Source organism: Pararhodobacter marinus (assembly GCF_003122215.1).
GTDB classification, from domain to species: Bacteria; Pseudomonadota; Alphaproteobacteria; order Rhodobacterales; family Rhodobacteraceae; genus Pararhodobacter; species Pararhodobacter marinus.
The window spans coordinates 102,348-121,829 of the sequence record NZ_QEYD01000001.1; the positions used below are offsets into that span (position 1 = coordinate 102,348).

At 67.5% G+C, this 19,482-nt stretch carries 19 protein-coding genes and 1 tRNA gene; 11 read left to right on the forward strand and 9 right to left on the reverse strand.

Annotated features, from left to right (window positions below; all coding sequences use genetic code 11):
• Positions 1-117: 117 nt before the first annotated feature.
• Entirely contained in the window at positions 118-1,296 is a 1,179-nt protein-coding gene (locus tag C4N9_RS00540; RefSeq protein ID WP_168192074.1) for a polysaccharide biosynthesis/export family protein, read from the reverse strand.
• 243 nt (positions 1,297-1,539) lie between these two features.
• Between C4N9_RS00540 and C4N9_RS00545 the strand changes: the two genes are divergently transcribed.
• On the forward strand, positions 1,540-3,210 hold the full coding sequence (locus C4N9_RS00545) for an FAD-binding dehydrogenase (protein WP_109531343.1): 1,671 nt from the start codon (positions 1,540-1,542) through the stop codon (positions 3,208-3,210).
• 161 nt (positions 3,211-3,371) lie between these two features.
• On the opposite strand, the gene C4N9_RS00550 is transcribed toward C4N9_RS00545, so the two are convergent.
• On the reverse strand, positions 3,372-4,241 hold the full coding sequence (locus tag C4N9_RS00550; RefSeq protein ID WP_109531728.1) for a branched-chain amino acid aminotransferase: 870 nt from the start codon (positions 4,239-4,241) through the stop codon (positions 3,372-3,374).
• A 199-nt stretch (positions 4,242-4,440) separates the two neighbouring features.
• Here C4N9_RS00550 and C4N9_RS00555 point away from each other — a divergent pair, with 199 nt between their 5' ends.
• From C4N9_RS00555 to C4N9_RS00590, 8 genes are all read left to right on the forward strand, one after another.
• Positions 4,441-4,941 carry a MarR family winged helix-turn-helix transcriptional regulator gene (locus C4N9_RS00555; protein WP_109531344.1) on the forward strand — a complete coding sequence of 167 codons (501 nt, stop codon included), beginning with the start codon at positions 4,441-4,443 and terminating at the stop codon, positions 4,939-4,941.
• Positions 4,942-4,953: 12 nt separating this feature from the next.
• Complete coding sequence (locus C4N9_RS00560; protein ID WP_109531345.1) at positions 4,954-5,664, forward strand: response regulator; 711 nt, start codon at positions 4,954-4,956, stop codon at positions 5,662-5,664.
• A gap of 121 nt (positions 5,665-5,785) precedes the next feature.
• Positions 5,786-5,860, forward strand: a tRNA-Lys gene (locus tag C4N9_RS00565).
• A gap of 386 nt (positions 5,861-6,246) precedes the next feature.
• The gene (argC, locus tag C4N9_RS00570) at positions 6,247-7,224 is read left to right on the forward strand and encodes an N-acetyl-gamma-glutamyl-phosphate reductase (protein ID WP_109531346.1); all 978 of its coding nucleotides are present in this window, start codon (positions 6,247-6,249) and stop codon (positions 7,222-7,224) included.
• A gap of 151 nt (positions 7,225-7,375) precedes the next feature.
• Positions 7,376-8,173 carry a UDP-2,3-diacylglucosamine diphosphatase gene (locus tag C4N9_RS00575; protein ID WP_109531347.1) on the forward strand — a complete coding sequence of 266 codons (798 nt, stop codon included), beginning with the start codon at positions 7,376-7,378 and terminating at the stop codon, positions 8,171-8,173.
• A 1-nt stretch (position 8,174) separates the two neighbouring features.
• Positions 8,175-9,305 carry a ceramide glucosyltransferase gene (locus C4N9_RS00580; protein WP_245902410.1) on the forward strand — a complete coding sequence of 377 codons (1,131 nt, stop codon included), beginning with the start codon at positions 8,175-8,177 and terminating at the stop codon, positions 9,303-9,305.
• On the forward strand, positions 9,305-9,880 hold the full coding sequence (locus C4N9_RS00585; protein WP_168192075.1) for a DedA family protein: 576 nt from the start codon (positions 9,305-9,307) through the stop codon (positions 9,878-9,880). The genes C4N9_RS00580 and C4N9_RS00585 overlap by 1 nt, the downstream gene beginning before the upstream one ends.
• Positions 9,877-10,653 carry a glycosyltransferase family 2 protein gene (locus tag C4N9_RS00590; RefSeq protein WP_146195098.1) on the forward strand — a complete coding sequence of 259 codons (777 nt, stop codon included), beginning with the start codon at positions 9,877-9,879 and terminating at the stop codon, positions 10,651-10,653. Before C4N9_RS00585 ends, C4N9_RS00590 begins: the two co-directional genes overlap by 4 nt.
• On the opposite strand, the gene C4N9_RS00595 is transcribed toward C4N9_RS00590, so the two are convergent.
• The 6 genes from C4N9_RS00595 to C4N9_RS00620 all read right to left on the reverse strand — a co-directional run bounded on the left by C4N9_RS00595 (position 10,539) and on the right by C4N9_RS00620 (position 15,232).
• Entirely contained in the window at positions 10,539-11,918 is a 1,380-nt protein-coding gene (locus tag C4N9_RS00595; RefSeq protein WP_109531349.1) for an MATE family efflux transporter, read from the reverse strand. The genes C4N9_RS00590 and C4N9_RS00595 overlap by 115 nt on opposite strands.
• 125 nt (positions 11,919-12,043) lie before the next feature.
• Complete coding sequence (locus C4N9_RS00600; RefSeq protein ID WP_109531350.1) at positions 12,044-13,084, reverse strand: saccharopine dehydrogenase; 1,041 nt, start codon at positions 13,082-13,084, stop codon at positions 12,044-12,046.
• A 1-nt stretch (position 13,085) separates the two neighbouring features.
• Positions 13,086-13,538 carry a GAF domain-containing protein gene (locus C4N9_RS00605; protein WP_109531351.1) on the reverse strand — a complete coding sequence of 151 codons (453 nt, stop codon included), beginning with the start codon at positions 13,536-13,538 and terminating at the stop codon, positions 13,086-13,088.
• A 191-nt stretch (positions 13,539-13,729) separates the two neighbouring features.
• Positions 13,730-14,446 carry an LrgB family protein gene (locus C4N9_RS00610; protein ID WP_109531352.1) on the reverse strand — a complete coding sequence of 239 codons (717 nt, stop codon included), beginning with the start codon at positions 14,444-14,446 and terminating at the stop codon, positions 13,730-13,732.
• Complete coding sequence (locus C4N9_RS00615; protein ID WP_109531353.1) at positions 14,439-14,798, reverse strand: CidA/LrgA family protein; 360 nt, start codon at positions 14,796-14,798, stop codon at positions 14,439-14,441. The genes C4N9_RS00610 and C4N9_RS00615 overlap by 8 nt, the downstream gene beginning before the upstream one ends.
• Positions 14,795-15,232, reverse strand: coding sequence for a MarR family winged helix-turn-helix transcriptional regulator (locus tag C4N9_RS00620; protein WP_109531354.1), 438 nt, complete (start codon positions 15,230-15,232; stop codon positions 14,795-14,797). The genes C4N9_RS00615 and C4N9_RS00620 overlap by 4 nt, the downstream gene beginning before the upstream one ends.
• Positions 15,233-15,464: 232 nt before the next feature.
• On the opposite strand from C4N9_RS00620, the gene hmgA reads away from it, so the two are divergent.
• Together hmgA and fahA are read left to right on the forward strand one after the other, a co-directional pair.
• Complete coding sequence (gene hmgA, locus C4N9_RS00625; protein WP_109531355.1) at positions 15,465-16,832, forward strand: homogentisate 1,2-dioxygenase; 1,368 nt, start codon at positions 15,465-15,467, stop codon at positions 16,830-16,832.
• 115 nt (positions 16,833-16,947) lie between these two features.
• Positions 16,948-18,204 (forward strand): fumarylacetoacetase, encoded by a 1,257-nt coding sequence (fahA, locus tag C4N9_RS00630; protein ID WP_109531356.1) that lies wholly within the window; start codon positions 16,948-16,950, stop codon positions 18,202-18,204.
• A 61-nt stretch (positions 18,205-18,265) separates the two neighbouring features.
• Here fahA and C4N9_RS00635 read toward each other — a convergent pair whose 3' ends face one another.
• Entirely contained in the window at positions 18,266-19,474 is a 1,209-nt protein-coding gene (locus tag C4N9_RS00635; RefSeq protein WP_109531357.1) for an FAD-dependent monooxygenase, read from the reverse strand.
• Between the last annotated feature and the right edge of the window lie 8 nt (positions 19,475-19,482).

Here is a 19,482-nt window from a genome sequence, read left to right on the forward strand (position 1 = left end):
TTTTCGTGCCTGTTTGCGGGCTTTCCCGCGCCGGGGCAAGAGCGCGCCTGTGCCGCCGTCGCGCTTATGCGAACGGCCCGCCCTTTCGGACGGGCCGCGCAAAACCGGATGCCGGGATCAGTTGCTGAAGCCGCGCACCGTCTGACCCGCGTTCCGCATGACGCCCATCACCTGCGCGATCAGCGGCAGCGCGGATTCCGTGGCCAGGATCACGTCGCCCGAATGGACGTTGAAGCGGTCCGCCGCGAACAACCCGTCCGCCGATGTCAGGTCAAAGGTGAACACCACCTCTTCCTCACGCGGATAGGGACCGTCGGGACGCACGACACTGGCCGGATATTCCCGCAGCACCAGCACCCCCTGAAGGTTGGCGCGCGCCTGCGCCAGGCCGCCATTGTTGGAAATCGCGTCCAGGACGGTGACATGCTCGCGCTCGAAATACACCACGTCCTGAACCCCCGAAGCGCCCAGCATGATGTAGCTGCGCTGATCCTCTTCCACGAGGATCCGGTCGCCGCCCCGCATCTGGATATCATAGGCGGGGTTCGCGAAAAGCTCCTGCGCGGGGACGGTATAGGCCACCCCCGCCCGGTTCAGACGCACCAGCGGGTTGCGCAACGTGGGCGAAATCCCGCCGGCCTCGGCGATCACGCTCAGGACCGTCGGGCTGATTTCAGGCAGTTGCAGCCGGCCCGGGCGCGCCACGCCGGTGACGACGTCGATCGTGTTCCCCGCGCCGGGCGTCACGCTCAGCTGAACCTGACCGTCGGGCACGATCGACAGCATTTCCTGCTGGATCGTCCGGCGCGCCATCTCGGTGGACATGCCCGCCACGCGAAGCTCGCCCACATAGGGCACGAAGACCCGACCCGAGGCCGAAACCGGCACTTCGTTCATCGTCACCATGCGCTGCTCGGCCGTGGTCAGCAGGGAATCGGGCTGGCTGTCCCAGATCGAGATCGACATCAGGTCGCCCGCACGGATGATCCGCGCGGTGGGCGCGGCGCTGGCGGTCGTCCAGTTGTTGCGCTGCTCGGCATCGCCAAGCGGCCAGTCCCGCAGGATATCGATCGAAGCGCGCGTCACCTCGAACACCTGCACGCCCAGCGCGGGATCATCGGCGCCCCGCAGCACTTCCTGTTGCAGCGCGGCCCCGCGCGGCATCGAGCAACCGGCCACCATGGCGGGGATCACCAGCAGGGTCGCCAGTCGCCGCAGGTTCAGCATCCCGCGGAAAGCCCCCGCGAAAGACGGCATCTCGCGCCCCATGGCCGGCATCGTTTCAGTCTTGTCCACTGTCGTCCGCTCTTTCTTTGTCATCGACACGCGGCTCGTTCGAGACCGGCTTTCCGGCATTGCGGACCGTGTCGCTTGTTGCGCGTGACGCTACTGATCTTCCCGTGATGCGGCAAGCCGTTGGCGACGATTGTTCCCTGACCGAAGCGCGAGGGCAACACCGTTTCCCGGCCCGGCCCGGCGCTCGGCAAGCGATTGCCCGAAACGGCCGGGCCTGCCATCGTGGGGACGGGAGGATGCACCATGCAAAGACGCCTCGAGGCCGATACCATCGTCGTCGGCGCCGGCCTTGCCGGTCTGACAGCCGCCTGCGAGCTTGCCGACCGGGGAAAGCGGGTGCTGGTACTGGACCAGGAAGGCCCGCAAAACCTGGGCGGGCAGGCTTTCTGGTCGCTGGGCGGGCTGTTCATGGTCGACACGCCCGAACAGCGCCGCCTGCGGATCCGCGACAGCGCCGATCTGGCCTTGTCCGACTGGATGGGAGCGGCGCAGTTCGACCGCCCCGAGGATCACTGGCCGCGCCGTACCGCCGAGGCCTATCTCGCCTTCGCCGCCGGGCCGATGCGCGCCTGGCTCGCCGCGATGGGGATGCGCTGGTTCCCGGTGGTGGGCTGGGCCGAACGCGGCGGCGCGCTGGCCACGGGGCATGGCAATTCGGTTCCGCGCTTTCACATCACCTGGGGCACGGGGCCCGGCGTCCTGGCACCCTTCCTGGCGCGCGCCTCGGACCATGTCGCGGCGGATCGGCTGGTTTTCGCCCATCGCCACCGGGTCCGCGAGATCACCCGCGATGCCGGCCGCATTTCCGGCGTCGCGGGCGAGATCCTGGCCGAAACCGGGGTCGCCCGCGGCGCGACGTCGGGCCGCGAGGTGACAGGCAGCTTCGAGGCCCGCGCGGCTTCGGTCGTGGTGACATCGGGCGGGATCGGCGGCGATCTCGCCCGGGTGCGCCGCGCCTGGCCCGTGGACCGGCTGGGGCCGCCGCCCGCGCGGATGATCTGCGGCGTTCCCGCCCATGTCGACGGGGCGATGATCGACACCGCCGCGGCGGCGGGCGCCGCGCTGATCAATACCGACCGGATGTGGCACTACACCGAGGGCCTGCGCAACTGGGACCCGATCTGGCCGGATCACGGCATCCGGGTTCTGCCGGGCCCGTCCTCGGTCTGGTTCGATGCGCTGGGAACCCGGATGGAGCCCCCGTTCCTGCCAGGCTTCGACACGCTGGGTACGCTGAAACGGATCCTCGGCACCGGCCACGCGCATTCTTGGTTCGTGCTGACACAATCCATCATCAAGAAGGAATTCGCGCTCTCGGGCAGCGAACAGAACCCGGACCTGACCTCGGGGCGCTGGCGCGAGGTGCTGGCCTCGCGGCTGGGATCGGGCGGGCGCGCGACCGGGCCGGTCGAGGCGTTCAAGGAACACGGCGCCGATTTCGCGGTCGCCGACACGCTGGAGACGCTGGTCGAAAGGATGAACGCCATCGCCGATGCGATGGGCGATCCCCGGCTCGACCCCGCCCGGCTGCGCACACAGATCGAAGCGCGAGACGCACAGGTGGCGAACCCGTTCTCGAAGGACGCGCAGATCACCGCCATCCGCGGCGCGCGCGCCTATCTCGGCGACCGGCTGATCCGCACCGCGAAGCTGCACCAGATCCTGGACCCGGCCCAGGGCCCGCTGATCGGCGTGCGGTTGTCGGTGCTGACCCGCAAGACGCTGGGCGGTATCCACACCGATACCGACGGCGCCGTGCTGGATGCGCAGGGCGCGCGGATCGACGGATTGTTCGCCGCGGGCGAATGCGCGGGATTCGGCGGCGGCGGCTATCACGGCTACAACGCGCTGGAAGGGACCTTCCTGGGCGGGTGCCTGTTCTCGGGGCGCAACGCGGGACGGGCGGCGGGGTAAGGGGGCTGTCTGCCCCCTCTTTGCCTGCGGCAAATTCACCCCCGAGGATATTTCCGGAACAAAGATCAACAATTAGACTAAAATTGTCTGCATCTTTGTTCCCCAAATATCCCGGGGGAGTCGCGGCTTGCCGCGGCGGGGGCAGAGCCCCCAGACTGCTCTCAGCGGCGCACCAGCGCTTCGTAGCTGTCCGAGACTTTCTTCGTCAGCTCGCCCACCTGGAAGTGGAAGTCGCCGATCTGGCCCACCGGCGTGACCTCGGCGGCGGTGCCGGTCAGCCAGCATTCGGAAAAGCCCGAGAGCTCTTCGGGCATGATGTGCCGTTCGACCACCTCGATCCCCATATCGCCCAGCATCGCGATCACCGTCTGCCGGGTGATGCCGTTCAAGAACGCGTCGGCCTTGGGCGTGTGCACCACGCCGTCTTTGACGAAAAACACGTTGGCGCCCGTCGCCTCGGCCACGTAGCCGCGGTAATCCATGAACAGCGCGTCCGAGCAGCCCTTGGCTTCGGCGGCATGTTTGGACATCGTGCAGATCATGTAGAGACCGGCGGCCTTGGCCGCCGTCGGGATGGTTTCGGGCGACGGGCGTTTCCACTTGGCGATGTCGAGCTTGGCGCCCTGCCATTTCGCGTCGCCGTAATAGGCGCCCCATTCCCAGCCCGCGACGGCCAGGCAGACCGGGTTGCGCGCCGCAGAGACGCCCATATCCGGCCCCGCCCCGCGCCAGGCCACCGCGCGGACATAGGCGTCGGTCCAGCCATTGGCTTCGAGCATCGCGTATTTCGCCGCCTCGATCTCGTCGACCGAATAGGGAAGCTGCATGTCCAGAAGCCGCGCCGATTCGATCAGTCGCGCGGAATGTTCCCGGGATTTGAAGATCTTGCCGGAATAGCAGCGCTCGCCTTCGAAAACCGACGAGGCGTAATGCATGGCATGGGTCAGCACATGGACCTTGGCATCGCGCCACGGGACCAGCGTCCCGTTCATCCAGATATAGCCGTCCCTGTCGTCATAGGCCCCGGTCATCGCGATCTCCCCCTGGCACCATCCGCGCAAATTTTTCAATTGTTGCGCGAGATCGCAATGACTTGACATAATCTTGCGCCAACAGGCGGATCTGGTAGCAATTGATTCTTGGAAAGTCAATAACGCTGACATAAAAGGGCCCCAAGGCACGGGACCGGCGACCGCCGGTCCGGCAGGGCACGACAGACGGAGGTGCAGCATGGCGGATGGTACGACAGGCGGCGAAAACCTTCTGTTCCTCACCGATGAGCAGCTTCGCAAGGGGATCGAGGCGATGTTCTTCGCCTATCGCGGTTTCACGGCCGATCCCGACCGGATCCTGGGCGAGCTGTCCTATGGCCGGGCGCATCACCGGGCGCTGCATTTCATCAACCGGTCCAGCGGGACCACGGTGAACAACCTGTTGTCGGTGCTGGGCGTGACCAAGCAGTCGCTCAACCGCGTTCTGCGCACGCTGATCGAGGACGGGCTGGTCGAATCCCGGGTCGGGCGCGAAGACCGGCGCGAGCGGCATCTCTACCTCACCCGGGAGGGCGCCGATCTGGAACGCAAGCTGTCCGAGGCGCAGCGGGCGCGGATGCGGGCCGCCTATCGCGCGGCGGGACCGCAGGCGGTGGCGGGTTTCCGGCAGGTGCTCGAAGCGATGATGGACGAGTCGATCCGCGCGCAGTATCTGGCTTTGAAGGATGCCAAGACGTGAGGAGGATGGCTCGTGACTGATGCAGCCCATCTGCTGATCGTCGACGATGACGCGCGGATCCGCGATCTGCTCAAGCGCTATCTGGTCAAGCAGGGTTTCCTGGTCACCGCCGCGCGCGATGCCGCGCAGGCGCGTCGGTTGCTGAGCGGGCTGGCCTTCGATCTGATCGTGCTCGACGTGATGATGCCCGGAGAGGACGGCGTGGCGCTGACGCACTGGCTGCGCGGCGAGATGGGAACGCCCGTGATCCTGCTGACCGCCCGTGGCGAGGCCCGGGACCGGATCGCCGGGTTCGAGGCCGGCGCCGACGATTACATTCCCAAGCCCTTCGAGCCGCGCGAACTGGTCCTGCGCATCAATGCCATCCTGCGCCGGTCGCCCAAGCCCGACACCAAGGCCGTCACGCAGCATGTGCTGATCCTGGGTCATCTGCGCTACGAGATGGAGACGGGCGAGTTGCGCGACGGCACCGACCCTGTCCGCCTGACGCAGACCGAAACCGCGCTGATGCGGATCCTGGCCGAGCGCCAGGGCCAGGTCGTCAGCCGCGAGGCGCTGGTGGAACAGCTGGGCCGCGACCGCGGGCTGGGCGCCGATCCCGCGCAGGAGCGCGCCATCGACGTGCAGATCACCCGTCTGCGCCGCAAGATCGAGGCCGATCCGCGCCGCCCGCGCTATCTGCAGACCGTGCGGGGCGAGGGATACATGCTGACGGCGGGCTGACGGCGGGCTGACCGCAGGCCGATCCCCGGCGCCCGAAATGGCTTCCTGCAACCTCATGCAAAAAAATGGCATCTTTCGCCTTGACCCCGGTCGCAGTTCTTTCTAGTTAGCCTCGCATCGTGGGCCGGTAGCTCAGCGGTAGAGCAACTGACTTTTAATCAGTTGGTCATAGGTTCGATCCCTATCCGGCTCACCATTTCCTCCAGCGCCCAGGCAGCAATGCCTGGGCGCTTGGCGTTCAGGGGTTCGGTTCTGGCCGGACAGGCCGGACGCTCAATCCGGGCGCAGTCTTGAGCCGATTCGCAACGAAGCCACGGCAGGGCACGGCGACAAAGCGCTTGACGCCAAGCGTCGCCGCGGACATTCCTGCCTGCATGTTCGGGAAACAGATCCTTTGCAATCGACGCCGTCGCCGCCTTCAAGCGGTGGCTCTTCGGGCTGCGCGTCGTTCAGGGGCTTCCGGCATGGTATCCGGCCTTTCATAGATACCGCCGTCCGCGCCCCTCCGATCCGCGTTTCCGGACCCCCGCAGCCCCTGGCTTCGGGGGCTTTCTTTTTCCCGAACACTGGAAGGATTTTCTTATGAGCATTCGTGTCGGCATCGTCGGCATCAGCGGTTTCGGGGGCGGCGAAGCGCTGCGCCTGATCGCGGGCCATCCCGCTTTCGACCTCGTCTACGCCGCAGGCGATAGCAGCGCGGGCCGTCCGCTGATCGACCGCTTCCCCGGAGTACCCCACAAGCTGGCCGGGCTGGTGATCGCGAAATGGGATCCAGAGGCCCTGCCCGATCTCGATATCCTGTTCGCCTCGCTGCCCACGGGCACCTCTGCCGAGGCTCTGGCACGGGTTCCCGACAGCGTGAAGATCGTCGATATCGGCGGCGATCACCGCCATGTCGACGGCTGGACCTATGGGCTGGCCGACATCTGGCCCGAGCGGATCAGGGGCCGCACCCGCATCGCCAATCCCGGCTGCTTTCCGGTCGCGACCCTGACCGCGCTGGCGCCGCTGCTGACGGCCGGGCTGATCGGGCCGGGGAATATCGTGATCGACGCCAAGACCGGGATTTCCGGCGCCGGGCGTGGCGGGGGCGACGGCCGCTTCGGCTATGCCGAGACGAACGAGAATCTTCAGCCCTATGGCCTGCTCGAACACGTCCACATGCCCGAGATGGAAACGACCATCGCGCAGCTGAGCGGCGGCAGCGCCGCAGGGCTGGTCTTCACGCCGCATCTGGTGCCGATGACCCGGGGGCTGCTTGTCACCGTCTATTGCCGGGGCAACGCCACAACCACACAATGCCTCGATGCAGCGCGCGGCTTCTATGCGGGTCGCCCCTTCGTCCGCGTGACCGACCGGCCGCCGCAGACCAAATGGGCGAGCGGGTCGAACCTGTCGTTTGTCAGCTACGCTGCCGACCCGGACCGCAATCTGGTGATCGCGATGGGGGTTGTGGACAATCTCGGCAAGGGCGCGGCGGGCCACGCGGTGCAGAATGCGAACCTGATCTGTGACCTGCCCGAAACCTTTGGGCTGGAAGGCGCGCCGATCTGGCCGTGAACCGTCACGCGGCACCGAGGGGCGGTCATAGCGCAAGCCGCAGCGGGACGCTTTTCGCCCCGCTGCGTTGCAGAAACGCCATCAAACCGTCACGCAACCGTAGCGACTGCCCGGCAGGTTGCCCGCGACGACCGCGAGACGCAGGTTCCCGATGAAAGACACCGCCCGCCCCTCCCCGCGCGATTGCCGCACGCTTTTCCTGTCCGACCTGCATCTGGGAGCGCTTGGCGCGCAATCCGAGCGGGTGCTCGAGTTCCTGCAGGGCTACCGCGCCGAAACCTACGTGCTGGTGGGCGACGTGCTGGATCTCTGGCAGCCGCTTCTGCCGCACTGGACGCCCGAGGATCAGGCGGTCATCGACCATCTCAACCAGCGCAAGGCCGAGGGCGCGCGGCTGATCTATCTGCGCGGCAACCACGATCCCCATCCCGAGCGCGCACCAAGCCGCGCCCGCCCCGATGCCGTGGCGCAGGATCGTTGCATCCACCACGCCGCCGATGGCCGGCGTTATCTGGTGCTCCACGGCGATTGCGTCGATTCCCGGCTGTTCCGGGCGCATGTCTTCACCCGGCTGGGCAGCCGGATCGATCACGCTTTGCGCAGCCTCGACCGGGGTTTGCAGCGGCTCTGGCGGCAATCCCCCGGCGAGGCGCGTAGCACGATCGAAACGCTTCTGGTCTGGCTGAGCACGCTGAGCCATCTGAGCCGCACGCACGAAAAACGGCTGGTCGATCTGGCGCGGGCCGAGGGGCTGGACGGGGTGATCTGCGGGCATTTCCACCTTGCCGCGCTGCATGACGAACACGGTCTGGCCTATGTGAATTGCGGCGACTGGGTCGACAGTGTGAGCGGCGTGGTCGAAAGCTTTGACGGGGTGCTGCACCTGCTGACCGCACCGCAGCCCGAACCCGCCGTCCTTGCGACCGGCGGCGACATGGTGGAGGCCTGAAATGGCGCTGATGCTGGCGCTTCTCGCCGCCCTGTTCCTGGCCGTGCATCTGGCCAGCGTGGCGCTGACCCTGCACCGGCTGCAGCGCCCGCGCGGCCCCGGAACCGAGATCGGCACGCCCCCGGTCACATTGCTGCGCCCGGTCTGCGGCATCGACCCGTTCGATGCCGAAACGCTGGAAAGCAGCTTCGCGCAGGATTACCCCGATTACGAGGTCGTCTTCTGCGCCCAGACACCCGGCGATCCCGCCATCGACCTTGTCCGCGCCCTGATCGCGCGCCATCCGGGCATTCCGGCGCGCCTGCTGATCGGCAGCGACCCGGTCACCGCCAATCCGAAGCTGAACAACCTGTGGAAGGGCTGGCAGGCCGCGGGGTCGGACTGGATCTGCATGACCGATGCCAACCTGTTGCTGCCGCGCTCGTATCTGCGCAGCGTGGTGGAAAGCTGGGACGCGGGCACCGGGCTTGTATCCTCCCCGCCCGTGGGCATCCGCCCGCAGGGCTGGGGTGGGCATCTGGAAGCCGCCATCCTCAACGGCAATCAGGCGCGCCTGCAACTGGCGGCCGACAGCCTCAGGCAGGGATTCACGCAGGGCAAGACGATGTTCACCCATCGCCGCCTGATCGACAAGGCGGGCGGATTCGCCGCGCTGGGACGCCACATGGCCGAGGACGCGACGGCCACCAAGATGGTGCGCGGGCTGGGGCTGAGCGTGCGCCTGACGCCCGTGCCTTTCGCCCAGCCCATCGGTCGCCGACGCCTGCGTCAGGTCTGGGACCGGCAACTGCGCTGGAGCCGCGTGCGGCGTGATGCCTTTCCCCGTCTCTTCGCGCTGGAAATCTTCAACGGCGTCGCCCTGCCCGCGCTCATGACGCTGGGCGCCGCCGGTCCGCTGACCGCGCTGGGATACCTTGTCGCGTGGTACGGCGCCGAAATCGTCCTGATGCGGCGCGCGGGCTGGCCGGCGGGCTGGCGCGACATCGCCGCTCTGCCCCTGCGCGACGCCATGCTCCCCGCGCTGTGGCTCGCCACCTTCGCCCGGCGGGGTTTTGATTGGCGCGGCACCGCCATGGGCTCTAACGTCACGGCCGAAGCCACACACGAACCGGCGCTGTCGCCCGCGGAATGATGACCAGTCCCGAGATCCTGACCCTTGTCCAAGACCACGGCCTGCTGTTGCTGGCCCCGCTGGCGGTGATCGAGGGGCCGATCATGTCGATCCTCGGCGGATCGCTGAGCGGCGCGGACCTGTTCAATGTCTGGGCGGTGCTGGCCATCGTCATCGCCGCCGATCTGTTCGGCGATATGGGTCTTTACTGGATCGGGATGCGCGGCGAGGCGCTGCTGCCCGAACGGCTGCGCGCGCGCGTTCTGAACCCCGATTCCGCGCTGCAGCGCCGCCTGCGATACGAATTGACCGATCACGGCGTCAGGCTGCTGGTTCTGGGCAAGCTGACCCATGGCGCCGGTTTCGCGGTGCTGATGGCGGCGGGCGCGATGCGCTACCCGTTCGCGAAATTCGTGCTGGTCAATCTGGGCGCCACCGCCGTCAAGAGCGGCGCGCTGGTCGCGCTGGGCTGGTGGCTGGGCGATAGCTGGCAACGGGCGGAGGTCTGGCTTGACCGGGCGGTGGTGTTCGTGCTGCTCGCTGCCGTTCTCGGGCTGGTCGTGTGGCTGCATCACAAACGGGCCGCGCGCGCATGACACGGCTGACCTGCCTTATCCCGGCCTGGAACGAGGCCGAGCGCCTGCCTGCGGTTCTGAACGCGGCGCTCGGTCACCCGATGCTGGACCGGCTTCTCGTCGTCGATGACGGGTCGACCGACGGGACCGCCGCCATCGCCCGCGCCCTGGGGGCCGAGGTGCTGGCCCTGCCCGCCAATGCCGGCAAGACCGCCGCGCTGGCCGCGGGGATTGCCGCGCTGGACGGTGAATACGCGATGCTGCTCGACGCCGATCTGGTGGGACTGAGCGCGCAGGACATCACCCGTCTTGCCGCGCCGGTGCTGGTGGGGCAGGCGCAGGCCAGCCTGTCGCTGCGCGGCAACGCGCCGGGGCTCTGGCAGGTGCTGGGCGTCGATTACATCTCGGGCGAGCGGGTTCTGCCCGTGGCGTTGCTGAAAGAGGTCGCGCCGCTTCTGTCCGATCTGCCCGCGTTCGGCTTCGAGGTGTTTCTCAACAACGCGCTGAAAACCCGCGATGCCGCCGTCGCCGTGGTCGGCTGGCGCAATGTCTCAAGCCCGTGGAAAACGCAGAAACAGGGGCTCTGGCGCGGCCTGATCTCGGATGCGGGGATGATCCGCGACATCCTGCGCTGCCAGCCGCCCGGCGAGCTTGTCTCGCAGATCCGCTGGCTGCGGGCTCAGATCGAGCGCCAGAACCGCGCATGCAGGGCGACGGCGGCACAGGTCAGCCCGGCCACCAGGCCCAGCCAGACGCCTGTGCCCTCCCAGCCGAGGATGAAACCCAGCGCATAGCCGGCGGGCAACCCGATCAGCCAGTAAGACACCGCCGCGATCACCATCGGCTGGCGGGTATCCTGCATCCCGCGCAGAAGCCCCATGGCCATGACCTGTCCGCCATCGGCCAACTGGAACAGCGCCGCCACCATCAGCAGCGAAGCCCCCATCGGCACGATAACGGCGCGGGCGGGATCGTCGGGCTTCAGGAACAGCCCGACCATCGGCTCGGCAAAAATCAGGTAGACCCCCATCGTCGCCACGGCAAAGGCCAGCGAGATGACCACCGACGCTTTCGCCGCCGCGCGCAGCGCCTCGGGATTGCGCTGACCGCGCGCGCGGCCCACCAGAACGGTCGCCGCGTTCGACAGGCCCAGATGGACCATGAAGAACATCGCCGTGATTTCCAGCGCGATGGAATGCGCGGCCAGCATTTCCTTGCCCAGCCAGCCCATCATCACCGCCGACGCGGCAAAGAGCCCCGTTTCGGCCAGAAGCGCCAGCCCGATCGGCAGGCCCAGAGCATTGACCTGACGCAGCGCCGCCCAGTCGGGCCGCCAGAACCGCACCAGAAGCTGGTAATGCCGCAGCGCCGGCAACCACAGCGCATAGGCCAGAAGCGCCCCGAGCGTCACCAGCTGCACCAGAACCGAGGCCGTCGCGGCACCGCGCGCGCCCAGTTCGGGGAAGCCCAGATTGCCGAAGATCAGCAGCCAGTTGACGCCGATATTCACTGCCACGCCCAGAAGCGTCGCCCACAGCACCACCTGCGTGCGCTCCAGCGCGGCAAGGTAGCTTTTCAGCACCATCGCCAGCAAAGCGGGCGCCAGCCCCCAGCCCACGATGGCCAGATACGCGCCGCCCAGCCGCGCGACCTCGGGATCCTGGCCCAGAAGGTTCAGGATCGGCGCCGAGAACAGGAAGACCGGCAGCACGATGACGAAATAGATCAGCGACAGCCACATGCCCATCCGGGTCACGCGCCGCACCTCGGTATCCTCGCCCGAAGCGGCCGAGGTCGCCACCATCGGCATCACCGCCTGCGAGAACCCGATCCCCATCGTGAACAGCACGAAGAACACCGTGGCCCCCAGCGCCCCCGCCGCAAGGTCGGTGACGCCGTACCAGCCCAGCATGATCGTGTCGGTCACGTGCAGCGCGAATTGCGCGACATGGCTGCCGATCAGCGGCAGGCCCAGAACCAGCACCGCGCGCGCATTGGCGCTGAAGCTGCGGCGCACCGGCGTCGGGGGAAGGCTGGCACCACCGGGCGGCGGCGCCATCGGAGCGGTCTCCGGCAATTCAGGAGGGGCAGACATCGGATCACCAATGAAAACGGCCCGGCGTTTGGGCCGGGCCGTTCTCTATGCCTGCAAAGCGCAGATTCGAAAACCCCTCGGACGGGCTTTTAACCTGTGAAACGGTCGAATTCCGCCTTCGCGCGCGCCCAGACGCCGGTCTCGGGCGCGTTCAGCGTCATAAGGTGCGGCAACAACTGTGACGCGAAATCCTCCGAGGCCTCGACCGGCAAGAGCGACGGCAGGTTGTCGATCGCCATCACGTCGAGCCGCGGCTCGGCATGCACGCGGATCACCGGCGCGGCCCAGTCGGTCGCCCGGTCATAGACCGGCACCGGGTTGTAGGCACTGCCCGGATCGCAGGCGATATCGCCGATGGCGGTCAGTTTGCGCGGACCGGCAAGGGCCGCTTGCGGCACGAAGACCGGACATCCCGGCCGCGCCAGAATGCAGTTGAAGAACAGCTCATGCGAAAGGATCTCGGGGAAGGGCCCGCCCGATTCCGTCTCGGCCATGTCCCAGCGCGTAACCGGCAGGCCCAGCGCCTCCAGCAGATCCCCCGCGCCGCGACCGACCCGGCCCAGCGCGCCGATGATCAGCGCGCCCGGCTTGCGCCCGGCCAGATCCCGCGTCAACTCGGCCACCATGGCCTGTTGATCGGCAAAGCGCGCGACCGGCGGGCAGATCCCGCCCGCCTGCTGCGCCGCCCAGGCCTTCACGGTGACGCCCGCCCCCGCGAACCCCGCCCAATAGCCGAAGGCAGCGACGCGGCGCCCGGTCTCGTCGACCAGCGATTCCAGATCGTACAGCGCCCCGCCCCCGGCTTTGAACCGCGCCAGCAAAGCGGGGCCATCGGGCTGACCCTTGTAGGCATGGCCGAACAGGATGTGCCGGTGCGTGAGCGGCGTGCCGTCGGCGGGCAATTCCTTCAGCCCGAAGATGATCGCATCGGCCGGCGCCTGCGGCCAGCTGGCGAAGGGAGCCCGCTCGCAACCGGCTTCCAGATAGGGCTGCAACGGCACCGCGCGCGCCGGGCTTTCCTCGATCGTGACGCGGAACCCCTGCGCGATCAGCGCGGCGGCGCCCTCGGGCATCAGGCCCACGCGCTCCTCGTTGGGCCGCTGTTCGGCCCGGACCCACAGATGAACCATGTCAGACTCCCGAGAAGGTTTCCTTCAGGATCGCCGCCAATTCGCGCGCGTCCTCAGGGGTGAAGGCATCGGGCCGGTCGCTGTCGAGGTCGAACACCCCGATCACCGTCCCCGAGGCGTTGAAAACCGGCAGGACCAGCTCGGACCGGGTCGAGGACGCGCAGGCGATATGGCCGGGAAAGGCATCCACATCGGGCACCAGCTGCACCTCGCCCGTGCGCGCCGCCGCGCCGCAGACCCCCCTGTCGAACGGGATCACCAGGCAGCCATGCCCGCCCTGATAAGGGCCGATCTTCAGCAATCCCGGCTCGGTCACGCGGTAAAAGCCGGTCCAGTCGAAGCGATCATCCGAGTGATGCACTTCGCAGGCCAAAGTCGCCATCAGCGCGACGGTATCGGTCTCGCCCTGCGTCAGGGCGCGGATCGTGGCGGCAAGGGCTGGATAATCGGGCATCGGCGCCTCCTTTCGCGATGATGTGCCATGCCGGGACGGCGGAAGGAAGGGGGCTTTGCCCCCTCTGGGCTGCGCCCATTCACCCCCAGGATATTTTCGGAACAAAGATGCCCGAAGCCCGAATCCGCGCCTCTTTGTTCGATAAATATCCCGGGGGACCGGGGGCTGGCCCCCGGGGCCTTCCGTCCGCGCTACAGGAACAGCCGCAGCACGACGGGCGCCAGAAGCGCGGTCAGGATCGCGTTCAGCCCCATGCCGATCCCGGCGAAGGCGCCGGCCGTCGGGTGCACCTGAAAGGCGCGCGCCGTGCCGATGCCATGCGCGGCGGTGCCGACCGCAAGACCGCGCGCGCGCCAGTCACGCAGGCCCAGCGCGTTCAGCAGCGGCGTGGCGATCAGCGCGCCGGTGATGCCGGTCAGGATCACCAGCACCGCCGCCAGCGTGGGCGAGCCGCCCAGCGACTGGGCGATGCCGATGGCGACCGGCGCCGTGGTGCTTTTGGGGGCCAGCGCGGCGAGGGTCGGCGGGTCGACGCCCAGCACCCGCGCAATCGCCAGCGCCGAGGTGACCGCGACCAGCGATCCCACCCCCACGCCCGCAAGCACCGGCAACACCGCGCGCCTGAGCCGCGCACCCTGCGCAAAGAGCGGGATCGCCAGCGAGACGGTCGCCGGGCCCAGCAGGAAATGCACGAATTGCGCGCCTTCGAAATAGGTGGCGTAGGGCATCCCGGTCCCCCACAGCATCAGCCCCAGCAGGATCACCGAGATCAGCACCGTGTTGGCCAGCGGGTGGCGACCCGCCGCCTGCGAAATCGTCTCGGCCAGCGCATAGGCCACCAGTGTCAGCGTCAGCCACAGAAGCGGACCTTCGGCGAGGTAGGACCAGATATCGCCCACGTCACGCATCCTCGCCCGCGCCTCCGGTCCAGCGCGCCACCAGCGTGAAGGCCAGCGCCCCCGCCGCGATGGCCAGCGCGGTCGAGACGAATATCGCCACGCCCAGCCCCAGCGCCTGCGTGCCCAGCGTGCCCAGATGGCCGACGACACCGACCCCGGCCGGCACGAAAAGCAGCGACAGATGGGCAAGGATGCCCTCGCCCACCGGCGTCACCTGCCGCGCGAGCCTTTCAGAAGCCTTCATCAGCCCCAGCAGCAGCACCATGCCCAGAACCGGGCCGGGCACCGGCAATGCAAGCCCGCGCGCGGTGATTTCACCGGCAAGCTGGCACAGCAGGATCAGCGCCAGCGCGCGGATCATGCGTTGTCCGACAGAAGCGCCGAGAGCCCCGCTTCCAGACCTTCGGCCAGCGGGCCAAGGCGGGCGCGCATCTCGTCCTGGTATTCCATCGCGACCGGCAGCAGGCGGGCGACCAGCGCCTCGCCCTTGTCGGTGAGCCTGAGGACCAGGAGACGGCGGTCGGTATCGTTCACGCCCTTGGTGATGTAGCCCGCCGTTTCCAGCCGCGAGGCGGCGCGGCTGACCTTGGATTTCTCCATGTCCACCCGCGCCTCGATATCGCGCACGGACACGTCGCCCGCGTGATGCAGATGCACCAGCACCCGCCATTCGGGGATCGAGATGCCGAATTCCTCGCGGTAGCGTTCGGAAAAGGCGCGACTGATCCGGCTGGCAGCGGCGTTCAGGCGGTAGGGGAGGAACTCGTTCAGGTCGAATCTGTCGGCGTCGGTCATCGGGTCCGGCATGGCGGGGAAAGGGTGCGTCAACGGATCACACTCGCCTGATGAAATCAATGCAGGGCAGGCGCCGCGACGATCAAGCCCGGACAATCCGGCACGGCGGCAACACGCGCGCCCGGCCGATCCGGGGCTTGACTTTGTTGCATGTGCAATAAATGTTTGCGCGAGACCCGCGAGAGCCTGTATCCGAAAGACAGAGGCCGAACGCCGCCAAGAGGAGTCAGCCATGACCGACCAGAGCCTGCCGAAAGGCATGATCCGTGCCACGACCCATAACGGTCCGCATGAAGGCTACATGCCGGGCTTCGGCAACGATTTCGAGACCGAGGCGCTGCCCGATGCGCTGCCGCAGGGGCAGAACAGCCCGCAGAAATGCAATTACGGCCTTTATGCCGAGCAGCTTTCCGGCACCGCCTTCACCGCGCCGCGCGGCCAGAACGAGCGGACCTGGTGCTACCGGATCCGCCCCTCGGTCAAGCACACCGCGCGCTTCAGGAAGATCGAGGTCACGGGCTGGAAGACCGCGCCGCATGTGCTGCCCGATGTCATCAGCCTGGGCCAGTATCGCTGGGATCCGGTGCCGATGCCGGGCGCGGGCGAAAGCTACACCTGGATCACCGGGATGCGCACCGTCACCACGGCGGGCGACGTGAACACGCAGGTCGGCATGGCAAGCCATGTCTACCTCGTGACCGCCTCGATGGTGGACGAATACTTCTATTCCGCCGACAGCGAGCTGCTGGTCGTGCCGCAGGAAGGCCGTCTGCGGTTTTGCACCGAGATGGGGATCATCGACCTTGAACCCAAGGAAATCGCCATCCTGCCGCGCGGGCTGGTGTACCGGGTCGAGGTGCTGGAAGGCCCCTGCCGCGGCTTCGTGTGCGAGAACTACGGCCAGAAGTTCGATCTGCCCAACCGCGGGCCGATCGGCGCGAATTGCCTGGCAAACCCGCGCGACTTCAAGACCCCGGTCGCCGCGTTCGAGGATCGCGAGGTCGAAAGCCGCGTGGTCATCAAGTGGTGCGGCCAGTTCCACGAGACCTTCATCGGCCATTCGCCCCTGGACGTGGTGGCGTGGCACGGCAATTACTGCCCGGTAAAATACGACCTGCGCACTTATTCGCCGGTGGGCGCGCTTCTGTTCGACCACCCGGACCCGTCGATCTTCACCGTGTTGACCGCGCCCTCGGGGCAGGAAGGCACGGCGAATATCGATTTCGTGCTGTTCCGCGAGCGCTGGATGGTGGCCGAGAACACTTTCCGCCCGCCGTGGTACCACAAGAACATCATGTCCGAGCTAATGGGCAACATCTATGGCCAGTACGACGCCAAGCCGCAGGGCTTCCAGCCGGGGGGCCTGAGCCTGCACAATTGCATGTTGCCGCACGGGCCGGACCGCGACGCCTTCGAGGGCGCGTCGAATGCCGACCTGAAGCCGCACCTGCTGGACAACACCATGTCCTTCATGTTCGAGACCCGCTTCCCGCAGCACCTGACCGAATGGGCCGCGACCGAGGCGCCGCTGCAGGACGAATATCTGGAATGCTGGACCACGCTCGAGAAGAAATTCGACGGCAAACCCGGCATCAAGTGACCGCTCCGGATGCTCTTTGGCGGGCATCCGGACCCCGCGCTCTGGCGAATGCCCGGTTCAGGCCCTATCTGACCCGGGCATTCGCCCGAAAGACACATGACCGACAGGACGTTACATGACCCTCATGCGTAGCTGGATCGACAGCGCCAACACCCCCGACTGCCCCTTTCCGCTGAACAACCTGCCCTATGGCGTGTTCTCGACGCCCGGTGCGCAGCCGCGTTGCGGGGTCGCGATCGGCGATCAGGTGCTGGACGTGGCCGGGATGGAAAAGGCCGGCCTGCTGCGGATCTCGGACACCGCGCTGTTGCAAAGCGGCGTCTGGAACCCGCTGATGGAGGCCGGTCCGGCGATGTGGGAAAAGCTGCGCTCGGCGCTGCTGGGGCATCTGTCGGATGCGTCCTCGACGCAGGATCAGGTCGCGCAATACCTGCATCCGCTGTCCGGCGTGACCATGCACATGCCGTTCCGGGTGTCGGAATATACCGACTTCTACGCCGGCAAGAACCACGCCTTCAACGTGGGCACGATGTTCCGCGGCCCCGAGAACGCGCTGCCGCCCAACTGGCTGCATATCCCGATCGGCTATAACGGCCGCGCCTCGTCGGTCGTGGTGTCGGGCACCGGCGTGCGCCGTCCCTGGGGTCAGCTGAAAGGCCCGCAGGACGACGCGCCGCGCTTCGCTCCCTGCGCGCGTTTCGACCTGGAACTGGAAATGGGCGCCATCGTCGGCAAGCCGTCGAGCGGCCCGGTGACCGTGGCCGAAGCCGACGACATGATCTTCGGCTATGTGCTGCTCAACGACTGGTCGGCGCGTGATATCCAGGCCTGGGAATACCAGCCGCTGGGCCCGTTCCAGGCCAAGGCCACGGCCACCACGATCAGCCCGTGGATCGTCACCAAGCCCGCGCTGGCGCCGTTCCGGGCGTCCACCCCGCCGCGCGAAAAGCCGCTGCTGCCGTATCTCGAAGAGCCCCGGCCTATGCTCTACGACATCGACCTGTCCGTCGAGCTGACGCCCGAAGGCGGCCAGGCGACCGAGATCGCGCGCACGAACTACAAGGAAATGTACTATTCCTCGGCCCAGCAACTGGCGCATCACACCACCTCGGGCTGCCCGATGCGGGTGGGCGATCTTCTGGGTTCGGGCACCATTTCCGGCGAGACCAAGGAAAGCCGTGGCTCGCTTCTGGAACTCAGCTGGGGCGGCAAGGAGCCGGTGGCGCTGGAAGGCGGCGCAACGCGCAATTTCCTTGAGGACGGCGACACGCTGACCCTGAAGGGCGCCTGCCACGGCGACGGCTACACGATCGGCTTCGGCGATTGCACCGGCATGGTGCTGCCCGCGCTGTCCGACCCCTTCGCACGCTGAGCCCGCGATACGACCCTTCCGGTGCGGCCCCTGTGGTCGCGCCGGAATCCAGCAGACGCCCCTATGCACCCGCCTTGTCGAATCCCGCGATCCGGCGGTAATTCGCGGCGACCTCTTCCAGCTCTTCCTTGGTGATCAGATCCTCGATCCGGTCGTCGGGCCCCCTCACCCGCGCGGCGGCGATGTCGAGCACCTGCTCGGGCCCGCCCAGCCTGTTCGCGCGGACCACGTTCGTGGCAACCGGAAGGCGCGCGGCCTCATAGGTTTTCAGTCCCCCCGGCCCCGGATCCTCTGCCAAAGCCGCGGCAAGCGCGCTTGCATCCAGAATGGCCTGGCTCGCGCCGTTGGCACCGATGGGATACATCGGATGCGCGGCATCCCCCAGCAGGGTGACCCGGCCATCGGTCCAGAAGGGCAGCGGATCGCGGTCGATCATCGGGAATTCGGTCACGTTATCCGTGGCCTCGAGGATCGCGGCGATATCCATGTCGGGCATCCGGAAATCCCGGAACGGGGTGACGTAATCCATTGTCGCCCCGCGCCGCCAGTCGGCATCGTCGATATGACGCGGCGCGGAATGCCGGAGTTCGGCCACCCAGTTGGTCAGCGCGCGGCCTTTCCGGCGCGCCTGTTCGCTGATCGGATAGGTGACGAACTTGCAATCGTGGTCGCCGGCGATGACCATCGTGCGCCCGTCGCCGATCACCGGCATGTCCAGAGCGCCCCGGAACATCATCGTGCCTTCGTAATTCAGCGGCCCGTCATCGGGATGCATCTGCGCGCGCAGGGGCGAGCGCAAACCCTCGGCGCCGATAACCAGATCGCCGCGTTCGACCCGGCCATCCGCGAAGACCAGACCGGCCCCGTCCGCGTCCTGCCGGTAGCCGCTGACCGGCCGCCCGGTTTCGACCACGTCACCCGCGCGTTCGCGCAGGGCGGCGAGCAGCAGGAACTGCAATTCCCCGCGATGGACCGAGTATTGCGGCGCGGGAAATCCCGCCTCCATGCTGCGCGGATCGGACTGGATCAGATGGCCGAAACGCGTGCGATACTCGATGCAGCGGGTCCGGATCGCGGTCTGGTCCAGCGCGTCGGCAAGGCCCAGATCCCGCAGGATCAGCGCGGCCGAGGACATCACGTTGATGCCCACCCCCAGCGGCCGGATCTGCGCAACCGATTCGAACACCGTCACCGCGAAGCCCGCCTCGTGCAGGCAGAGCGCCGCAGACAACCCGCCGATTCCCGCTCCGGCGATCAGGATTCTGGGCATGTCGATCT